Origin of the sequence: Streptomyces sp., from assembly GCF_050698815.1 — a bacterium.
Taxonomy (GTDB): Bacteria; Actinomycetota; Actinomycetes; order Streptomycetales; family Streptomycetaceae; genus Streptomyces.
Genome location: NZ_JBOHCV010000245.1, coordinates 1 through 9,219, shown reverse-complemented (window position 1 = coordinate 9,219; position 9,219 = coordinate 1). Strand labels below are relative to the sequence as shown.

Genomic DNA, 9,219 nt, shown 5'->3' with positions numbered 1-9,219 from the left:
GGGAGCGACGGCGGCCGGGCAGTCGGTGCGGGCCGCCGACGCCACGCGCGCGCAGCTGGCGCTGCCCCGCCCGACCGGCCAGTACGCGGTGGGCCGGGACACCCTGCACCTCGTCGATCACTCCCGTACCGATCCGTGGATGCCCGGGGCAGGGGCACGGGAGTTGATGGTGTCGATCCACTACCCGGCGCGGCGCGGCACCGGCGGCGCCTCCGCCCCGTACATGACCCGGCCCGAGGCGAAGGCGCTGCTGGAGGGCCAGCGGCTGGACGGGAGGATCCCGGTGGAGACGGTGACGTCGGTGCGTACGAACGCTCGTACGGCCGCACGCCCCGCACCCGGCTTGGGGTCTCCCCAGCGCAGCGACTTGGGGTCTCCCCAGCGCAGCGAGGGGAAGCACCCGCTCGTGGTGCTCTCCCCCGGCTTCACCCTCCAGCGGACGACCCTGAGCGTGCTCGCCGAGGAACTGGCGGGCCACGGATACGTCGTGGCCACGGTCGACCACGCCTACGAGTCCTACGGCACGTCCTTCCCCGGCGGAAAGCTCACGACGTGCGCCGCCTGCGACGTAGTGGAGGAGGCTCCCGACGACGAAGCCTCGAAGGAGGCACTGGCGAAGGTCGCCAGGGGCCGCTCCGCCGACATCTCCTTCCTGCTCGACCGGCTGACCGGCCGGCACCCGGCATGGCGGCACTCCCGCATGATCGACCGGCACCGGATCGGCGCGGCGGGGCACTCCATCGGGGGCAACGCCGCCGCCCAGGTCATGGCGGACGACTCCCGCGTACGGGCAGGGGTGAACCTGGACGGCAGCTTCTTCGCGCCCGTGCCCGAAGGCGGGCTCGAAGGCCGCCCGTTCCTGCTGTTCGGCAAGGCGAAGGGGCACAGCCCGGGCGACGAAGACGTCAGCTGGAACCGGGCCTGGGGACGTCTCGACGGCTGGAAACGCTGGCTGACGGTCGAGGGTGCGGGACACTTCACCTTCATCGACCTGCCCGTGCTGGCCGGTCAGCTGGGCATGACAGATCCCGAAGCGCCGCTGCCGGGCGACCGATCCGGTGACATCACCCGCGCCTGCGTGGGTGCCTTCTTCGAGCAGCACCTGCGCGGCATCCCGCAGCCCCTGCTGCACGGCCCCTCACCGGCCAACCCGGAGGTCCACTTCCAGCGGCCCTGATCCGGTCGGTCGTGACGCCGGGATCGTCGGGCGCCGTGACCGCCGGCGGGCCGGTCCGGGTCCGCTGTCGGCGGAAAGCCCCGGCAAGGACACGGCGGCCTGCCAGCATGACCCGATGGGCAAGCAGACGGCTGTACGCCGGCTCGACCTGGGCTACTTCGTCCGGCCGGCATCGGAAACCGGTGGCTCCCAGCCGCGAGTCGAACCCGTCCTCGCCTATCTCGTGCGGCGCGACGAGGGACTTCTCCTCTTCGACACCGGTGTGGGCGCTGCCGGCCCGGAGACCGAAGCCCACTACCGCCCTCACCGCAGACCGCTCGAGGCGGCCCTCGCGGCCGCCGGCGTCACCCTCACGGACATCTCCCTGGTGGTGAACTGCCACCTCCACTTCGACCACTGCGGCGGGAACCCCTTGCTGGGCGGCAAGCCCGTCCTCGTGCAGTCCGTGGAGCTGGCCACCGCCCGCCAAGGGGGCTACACCATCGATGAACTCGTCGACTTCCCCGGCGCCACCTACCGAGAGATCTCCGGAGAAGCCGAGGTCTGGCCGGGAGTCCGGATCATCCCCACCCCCGGGCATACCGACGGGCACCAGTCGCTCGTGATCCGGCAGAACGACGGCACCGTGATCCTCGCCGGCCAGGCCCACGACTTCGCGTCCCACTTCGCCTCGGACCACCTGGCCCACCAGGCCGCCCTCCAAGGCCTCGAACCGCCGCTTCCCACCTATCAGCCATGGCTGGAGCGGCTCACCGAATTCGACCCCCGCCGCGTGCTCTTCGCCCACGACTGCTCAGTCTGGGAACCAGCCGGGCGCAGCGGTTGATGCCCCCGTCCATCACCTGATCAGCCAGACCCTCGATTTCAGCCGCCGCACTGCTCCAGCATCATCGCCTTGTCCGGCGCCGTCACGGGCAGCTCGTACTTGAGGGCGACCTGCGCGAACCGTACGGAGTAGGCACAGCGGATCTGCTTGTTCGGCGGCAGCCAGGAGGCAGGTCCGGAGTCCTGCTTCGCGCTGTTGGTGGGGCCGTCCACCGGGATGAGGTTCAGCGGATCGTTGGCTATGCGCTCCCGCTTGCTCTCGGGCCAGCGGGCGGCGCCCATCTGCCAGTCGTAGGAGAGCGGCATGACGTGGTCGATCTGGACCTCCATCGCCTGCCGCTTCCGCCAGTCGATGGTGTTCCCGGTGTAGGGGTCGTGCAGGGTCATCGAGACGACCACGCAGTCGGACCCCGGCTTCCGCTCCAGGTCCTGTCCGTCCCTGGCCAGGAGGTCGTTCCTGGTGTCACAGCCGTTCCGCCCCAGCGGCACGTCGTCGACCGAATCCTTCCAGGCGTAGCCGAACGCGTCCCGCTCGTAACCGGTCCTGGGCCCCCGGCCCTTGGTCCGCAGCGTGGCGATCAGGTCGCGGGCCCGCTTCCGGTCACCGTCCGAAGTGAGCGGTGCCAGGCCCCGTTTGGTCCCCTCCGGGTTGGCGAACGGCCGGGCGGCGCCGGAGGCGTCCGCCGGAGCCGAACCGGTGGCCGTCGATGAGGGCGATGAGGGCGATGCCGAGGTTCCGGACTCTTCGCCGCCCCCGCCGCTCACGTCGACGCCCTCACACCCGGCGGCCAGCAGGCACGCCCCGGCGGCAAGGGCGGAGACGAAGGCGGCGCGGTCTGCTGGGCGACGTGGCACGGCGGTGGCCCCTCGGGGGTCGTGTGGCGGCCCAGGGAAGCCGGCCGGCCACCCCGTCAGTACCCGCGTTCCCCACCGTAACCGGCACCATACGTACATGGGCCTGAAGAGAATGACCGTGTACGCGCATGCCGATGACCTCGCCGTGATCAAGGAAGCCGCCGCGCGAGAGGGCGTCGCCGAGGCGGAGATCATCCGTGAGGCCATCCACCTCGCCGCGCTGTCCAAGCGTCACTGGCACGCGCCTCTCGAATGGCCGCGGTTCCACGGCGGCGACCCGGAGCCCTCGGAAAGTACGGACGAGGCCCTCGACGAGGTGTGGGACGAGAAGGCACGCGCGTACGAGGAGACCAAGCGGGTCGGTCGCCGTTTCCAAGGCCTGGACCACGACATGTGACCGGCCCGGCGCCCGGTTACGACCCCGGCACTGTCGTGAGGAACTCGCCCACCCACGCCAGGAGTTCGCGCCCCACCACCGGCTTGCCGCCGATGCCGGCCGGCTTGGGGCGGGGCACCAGGACCTGGCGGGTGGACTGGCGGACGACCGAGCGCGGGTAGACGCGCGTCAGCCGCAGCTGCTGCGACTCGCGCAGCTCGACGGGCCCGAAGCGGACGTTGGCGCCCTGCAGGGTGATGTCCGTGACGCCGCAGGAGCGGGCGAGCATGCGCAGCCCTGCGACCAGCAGCAGGTTCTCCACCGGCTCCGGCAACGGCCCATAGCGGTCGGCCAGTTCGGCACGTACGGCGGCGACGTCCTCCTCGGAGTTGGCGGAGGCGATGGCACGGTAGGCCTGCAGCCGCAGCCGCTCGCCGGGGGCGTAGTCGTGGGGAACGTGCGCGTCGACCGGCAGTTCGATCTTGACCTCGAGGGGTGCCTCCTGCGGCTCGCCGCCCCCTTCCAGCGCGGTGCGGTAGTCGGCGACGGCCTCGCCGACCATGCGGACGTAGAGGTCGAAGCCCACGCCCGCGATGTGGCCGGACTGCTCACCGCCCAGCAGGTTGCCGGCGCCGCGGATCTCCAGGTCCTTCATCGCCACGTACATGCCCGCGCCCATCTCGGTGTGCTGGGCGATGGTGGCGAGGCGTTCGTGCGCGGTCTCGGTGAGCGGCTTCTCGGGCGGGTAGAGGAAGTAGGCGTAGCCGCGCTCCCGGCCACGGCCCACCCGGCCCCGCAGCTGGTGCAGCTGGGAGAGGCCGAAGTTGTCGCCGCGCTCGACGATGAGGGTGTTGGCGTTGGAGATGTCGATGCCGTTCTCGACGATGGTGGTGGCCACCAGCACGTCCGACTTCTTCTCCCAGAAGTCGACGACGACCTGCTCCAGCGCCTGCTCCGACATCTGGCCGTGCGCCGTGGCGACACGGGCCTCCGGCACGAGCTGGCGCAGCCGCGCCGCCGCCCGGTCGATGGACTCCACCCGGTTGTGGATGTAGAAGACCTGGCCCTCGCGCAGCAGTTCACGGCGCAGCGCGGCGCCGATCTGCTTCTCCTCGTACGGGCCGACGAAGGTCAGCACCGGGTGCCGCTCCTCGGGTGGCGTGGTGATCGTGGACATCTCGCGGATGCCGGTGACGGCCATCTCCAGGGTGCGCGGGATGGGGGTGGCGGACATGCTCAGCACGTCCACGTTGGCCCGCAGCTTCTTCAGCTGCTCCTTGTGCTCGACACCGAAGCGCTGCTCCTCGTCGACGATGAGCAGGCCCAGGTCCTTGAACTTGGTCTCCGAGGAGAACAGCCGGTGGGTGCCGATGACGATGTCGACCGTGCCCTCGCGCAGCCCCTCGACCACCGCCCGCGCCTCGCTGTCGCTCTGGAACCGGGACAGTGCCCGTACGTTGACGGGGAACTGCCCGTACCGCTCGGTGAAGGTGGCGAAGTGCTGCTGGACGAGCAGCGTGGTGGGGACCAGGACGGCGGCCTGCTTGCCGTCCTGCACCGCCTTGAAGGCGGCCCGCACGGCGATCTCCGTCTTGCCGTAGCCGACGTCGCCGCAGATGAGCCGGTCCATCGGAACCGACTTCTCCATGTCCTCCTTGACCTCGCCGATGGTGGTCAGCTGGTCCGGGGTCTCCGCGTAAGGGAAGGCGTCCTCCAGCTCCCGCTGCCAGGGCGAGTCCTGGCCGAAGGCGTGGCCGGGGGCGGCCATCCGCGCGGAGTACAGCTTGATCAGGTCGGCGGCGATCTCCTTGACCGCCTTCTTCGCGCGCGCCTTGGTCTTGGTCCAGTCGGCGCCGCCCAGCCGGTGCAGCGAGGGCTGCTCACCGCCGACGTACTTGGTGACCTGTTCCAGCTGGTCCGTGGGCACGAAGAGCCGGTCGCCGGGCTGGCCGCGCTTGGCCGGCGCGTACTCCACCAGCAGGTACTCGCGGGTGGCGCCCTGCACGGTGCGCTGCACCATTTCGACGTAGCGGCCGACGCCGTGCTGTTCGTGCACGATGTAGTCGCCGGGGACGAGGGTGAGCGGGTCGATCTGCTTGCGCCGCCGGACGGGCATCCGGGCCGCGTCCCGGCCGGCCGCCTTCTGGCCGGACAGGTCGGTCTCGGTGAGCACGGCGAGCTTGAGCACCGGGTCGATGAAACCGTTGTCGAGGCAGCCGCGGGCGACGTGCACGACGGACGGTGCGATCTCGCCCAGCTCGGATTCCTGGCGGGCCGCGATGCCCTCGCCGCCGAGCACCTCGACGGTACGGAGAGCGGGGCCGTGCGCCTCGGTGACGTACACACACCGCCAGCCCTCCGACAGCCAGCCCTTGGTGTCGGCCAGCGCGCGGGCGGTGTCGCCCCGGTAGCTCTCGGGCGCGTGCATGCTCAGCCGCAGCGCGTCGTCCCCCGACTCCTCGTCCAGCTCCGCGTCGGCGCTGAACGGGCTGACCGACCACCACATCATGTCCAGTTCGCGGGCGCGCTCCCGCACGTCCGCGATCCCCCACAGCGAGGCGGCGTCCAGGTCGATCGGCGCCTCGCCCGTCTCCGACATCGCGGTGGCGGCCCAGGACGCCTGCAGGAACTCCTGCGAGGTCGCCACCAGATCGGCGGCCCGGGTACGGACCCGCTCCGGGTCGCACACCACCGCCATCGTCCCCTCCGGCACGACGTCCAGCAGCAGTTCCATGTCCTCGACCAGGGCGGGGGCGAGGGACTCCATGCCCTCGACGGCGATGCCCTCGGCGATCTTGCCGAGCAGCTCGCCCAGCTCGGGGTGGTCGGCGGCCAGGGCGGCGGCCCGCTGCCGTACGTCGTCGGTCAGCAGCAGCTCCCGGCACGGCGGCGCCCACAGCCCGTACTCGGCGGCCTCCAGCGACCGCTGGTCGGCGACCCGGAAATAGCGGATCTCCTCGATGTCGTCGCCCCAGAACTCCACCCGCAAGGGGTGCTCCTCGGTGGGCGGGAAGACGTCGAGGATGCCACCGCGGACGGCGAACTCGCCGCGCTTCTCGACCAGCTCCACCCGCGTGTACGCGGCCCCCGCCAGCCCGTCCACGACCTCCTCCAGGTCCACGCTCTGCCCCTGCCGCAACGCCACCGGCACCAGGTCGCCGAGGCCCTTGACCTGCGGCTGGAGGACCGACCGTACGGGCGCGACGACGACACTGACCGGGCCGGTGCCCGGGTCACCGGCGGCGTCGGCGGTGTCGCCGGTGGGGTGTGCCAGTCGGCGCAGCACGGCGAGGCGGCGCCCGACGGTGTCGGAACGGGGCGAGAGCCGCTCGTGCGGCAGCGTCTCCCAGGCCGGGTACTCCACGACGCCGTCGGGCGGCAGCAGCGAGCGCAGCGCCTGAGCCAGGTCCTCCGCCTCCCGGCCGGTCGCGGTCACCGCCAGCACCGGCCGCCCCGCGGAGCGCGCGAGGGCGGCGACGGCGAAGGGGCGGGCTGCGGCGGGGCCGACCAGGTCGACGTGGTGCCGGTTGCCGTCGGCGGCGGCCTTGACGGCCTCCTCGAGCGCGGGGTCGCGCGTGACGGCGTCGAGCAGTCCGGTGAGACTCATCTGGGGCTTCCCGTCCGGGGGTGGGCAACGCGAACGCCCCGAAACGGCGCGACGCGGACGGTCCGGGGGCTTCCAAGAGTACGACCGCCCGGTGACAGCCCGCCGGGGGACCGGACCGGTGCTAGACTTAGTCCAGTGCTTAGTCCGTTGCCGTTCGGTGCGGGAGCCCAGGAAGAGGACACGAGATGGAAGCGTCGAAGCCGTACAACGTGCACGAAGCGAAGACCCACTTCTCGCGCATCCTGGAACTGGTCGCGACGGGCGAGGAGGTCGTGATCAGCAAGGCGGGCGAACCCGTCGCGAAGGTGGTGCCCCTGCGGCCCAAGGTGCGGCGGACGGGCCGGGGCTCGCTCCGGGGGCAGATCCACATCGCTGACGACTTCGACGAACTGCCCGACGACATCGCCGACTCGTTCGGTATGCGCTGATGCGACTACTGCTCGACACCCACGTTCTCCTGTGGTGGCTTGACGACTCCCCCGAGCTGTCCGACGGGATCAAGGCGCTGCTGGATACGGAGCCGTACGTCCACGTCAGCGCCGTCTCGCCTTGGGAGATCGCGATCAAACAGTCCCTCGGGAAGCTCACCGGACCCGAGGACCTGGCCGAACGGGCGCGTGACTCCCAGTTCACGCGGCTGTCCGTCGGAGCGGGCCACGGCGTACGCGCCGGCAGACTGCCACCACACCACCGCGACCCCTTCGACCGGCTTCTCATCGCTCAGGCGCAGATCGAGGGCATGAGCCTCGTCACCCGCGACAAGTGGATGACGCAGTACGACGTGCAGATCGTGCCCGCCTGACCAGCCCGAGCGCCGGTGCTCCACCGGACACCCGGGCCCTACCGTTCCTCGTCCCCCGGCCGCACACCCGGGACGACTACGGGGTGGACTCGAAGACGAGCAGCTCGGTGCCAGCGGTCTCTTCGCCGTCGTCCGGTGCGGCGAAGAGACGAAGGGCCGAACCCTCGGCCTCCAGCGCCACGGGGTTCCTCGTCACCGCGTGGCCCGCGGCGGAGAAGTGCGGGAACGGAACCTCATGCATGATCTTGTCGGTTGCCGGATCGGTCAGTGCCAGACCGCCGAGCTCGTAGTTTCCGCCGTTCGCGGTCGGCAGGCCCGTGACACCGGAGCACAGCTGCTTGCCGGCGCCGGCGTAGTCGCAGTCCTGGTAGTCGATCATGTGGCTGGGGTTGGCCGACGACGTGAGCAGATCACCCTTCGGTGTCCACGTGAAGAACTTCCGCGAGCCCCAGCTGACCCCGCGCACCTTGCCCGACGAGCGGTCGAACACCGCGCCGCCGACGTGGTCGCGATGCCGGAACGCCTCGGTCGCCTCAAGGGTCTTGGCGTCGATGCGGTACATGATCGACTCGCTGTTCGGCCGGTACTCGGCGACGGGCACCCACACGGACTTGCCGTCGAAGTCGATGCCGCCGGGGTGGTACATCGAGCCCTCTCCGACCACGATGTCCTTGACCAGCTTTCCTTCCCTCGTCATGACGAGGACGTGCCCGACACCTTTGCCGGTGCTGCGGTCGTAGCCGTCGACGGGTTCCGGGTACTTTTCGGGCTTCTCGTCGATCTGCACGCTGGACATGAAAATCAGGTCGCCGACCAGCGCGAAACCCTGAGGGTGATGCGTCGGGAAGTCGAGGCGTATCTTGCGTGCCAGCTTCCACGAGGTGTTCCTGTCGACCTTGGCGAAGGACTGGGCAGCGGGGGTGAGCTTGCCGTTGTCAGGGGGTGACGAGGCGGGGATCGCACCGGCGATCGCGGCGGTGCCGCCGATCAGGGCGAGCGAAAGTGTCGCGGCGAGTGCGAAGCGGGTACGCATAGGAGCCTCCTGGTGTGCGGGACTGGCCTTGCGCATCCTGAGGGGGCCGGACGGACGGCCGTCGACGGGCAGCTCTCGATTCGGTGAATTCCCGGGGAGACGAACGGGGCAGGACGCCCGCATCGGACACACTGCGCTGATGAGTTCTGAGTCCCGGCGCTCTCTTCGGCAGGTTAAACCAGCGCGGCTCGAAGGGGAACCCGACGCTTCCCTCAGCAGCCCACCGGACTGGGGCGAATACACCGCCGCCATCCAACGCTGGGACACTGCCCACCCGTTGGGTTGCGGTAGTTGCCGAGATTGAACTCGTGGAGTCACAGGGGCTGACGGCTCGTGGATCCTGCGGTGTCACCAGGGGCATGCGGTATCCACAAGGAGGCGGGCTGTACGCCGAACGACAGCTGTTCCGCGAGGAGTTACGGCTCCAGGCGGCCGAGCGGTTCGCCCGGGGTGAGGCGAGCTCGGTGACCGCCAAGGAGGACAACCTTTGCCCTGTCGCGACGCACCACAGTGGCCCGGTGAGCGCTGCCACGCTCACCGGGCC

8 protein-coding genes and 1 pseudogene are annotated in these 9,219 nt (G+C 70.6%); 6 read left to right on the top strand and 3 right to left on the bottom strand.

What is annotated here, in order from left to right; genetic code table 11:
• Both ACRDP3_RS09090 and ACRDP3_RS09085 read left to right on the top strand, forming a co-directional pair.
• On the top strand, nt 1-1,177 hold a 1,177-nt coding region (locus tag ACRDP3_RS09090), incomplete at its 5' end, for an alpha/beta hydrolase family protein (protein ID WP_431516348.1).
• Between the two features lie 115 nt (nt 1,178-1,292).
• A complete protein-coding gene (locus tag ACRDP3_RS09085) occupies nt 1,293-2,003 on the top strand; it encodes an N-acyl homoserine lactonase family protein (protein WP_431516347.1) in 711 nt (236 codons plus the stop codon).
• Nucleotides 2,004-2,041: 38 nt separating this feature from the next.
• On the opposite strand, the gene ACRDP3_RS09080 is transcribed toward ACRDP3_RS09085, so the two are convergent.
• The gene (locus tag ACRDP3_RS09080; protein WP_431516346.1) at nt 2,042-2,857 is read right to left on the bottom strand and encodes an HNH endonuclease family protein; all 816 of its coding nucleotides are present in this window, start codon (nt 2,855-2,857) and stop codon (nt 2,042-2,044) included.
• 97 nt (nt 2,858-2,954) lie between these two features.
• On the opposite strand from ACRDP3_RS09080, the gene ACRDP3_RS09075 reads away from it, so the two are divergent.
• Complete coding sequence (locus ACRDP3_RS09075) at nt 2,955-3,254, top strand: CopG family transcriptional regulator (RefSeq protein WP_431516345.1); 300 nt, start codon at nt 2,955-2,957, stop codon at nt 3,252-3,254.
• 16 nt (nt 3,255-3,270) lie between these two features.
• Here ACRDP3_RS09075 and mfd read toward each other — a convergent pair whose 3' ends face one another.
• Nucleotides 3,271-6,840: a transcription-repair coupling factor gene (mfd, locus tag ACRDP3_RS09070; protein WP_431516344.1), complete on the bottom strand. Its 3,570-nt coding sequence runs from the start codon at nt 6,838-6,840 to the stop codon at nt 3,271-3,273.
• Nucleotides 6,841-7,025: 185 nt separating this feature from the next.
• Here mfd and ACRDP3_RS09065 point away from each other — a divergent pair, with 185 nt between their 5' ends.
• Nucleotides 7,026-7,268 (top strand): type II toxin-antitoxin system Phd/YefM family antitoxin, encoded by a 243-nt coding sequence (locus ACRDP3_RS09065; protein WP_431516343.1) that lies wholly within the window; start codon nt 7,026-7,028, stop codon nt 7,266-7,268.
• Nucleotides 7,268-7,642 carry a type II toxin-antitoxin system VapC family toxin gene (locus tag ACRDP3_RS09060; RefSeq protein WP_431516342.1) on the top strand — a complete coding sequence of 125 codons (375 nt, stop codon included), beginning with the start codon at nt 7,268-7,270 and terminating at the stop codon, nt 7,640-7,642. The genes ACRDP3_RS09065 and ACRDP3_RS09060 overlap by 1 nt, the downstream gene beginning before the upstream one ends.
• A 76-nt stretch (nt 7,643-7,718) precedes the next feature.
• Here ACRDP3_RS09060 and ACRDP3_RS09055 read toward each other — a convergent pair whose 3' ends face one another.
• Entirely contained in the window at nt 7,719-8,675 is a 957-nt protein-coding gene (locus ACRDP3_RS09055; protein ID WP_431516341.1) for a DUF6454 family protein, read from the bottom strand.
• Nucleotides 8,676-9,034: 359 nt separating this feature from the next.
• Between ACRDP3_RS09055 and ACRDP3_RS09050 the strand changes: the two are divergent.
• Nucleotides 9,035-9,219, top strand: a pseudogene (locus ACRDP3_RS09050) (hypothetical protein); the annotation flags it as partial.

What these genes read in the sequence shown, in the direction of transcription:
- mfd (WP_431516344.1), bottom strand. Translation starts at nt 6,840, where the DNA reads ATGAGTCTCACCGGACTGCTCGACGCCGTCACGCGCGACCCCGCGCTC.
- ACRDP3_RS09060 (WP_431516342.1), top strand. Translation starts at nt 7,268, where the DNA reads ATGCGACTACTGCTCGACACCCACGTTCTCCTGTGGTGGCTTGACGAC.
- ACRDP3_RS09085 (WP_431516347.1), top strand. Translation starts at nt 1,293, where the DNA reads ATGGGCAAGCAGACGGCTGTACGCCGGCTCGACCTGGGCTACTTCGTC.
- ACRDP3_RS09055 (WP_431516341.1), bottom strand. Translation starts at nt 8,675, where the DNA reads ATGCGTACCCGCTTCGCACTCGCCGCGACACTTTCGCTCGCCCTGATC.
- ACRDP3_RS09065 (WP_431516343.1), top strand. Translation starts at nt 7,026, where the DNA reads ATGGAAGCGTCGAAGCCGTACAACGTGCACGAAGCGAAGACCCACTTC.
- ACRDP3_RS09075 (WP_431516345.1), top strand. Translation starts at nt 2,955, where the DNA reads ATGGGCCTGAAGAGAATGACCGTGTACGCGCATGCCGATGACCTCGCC.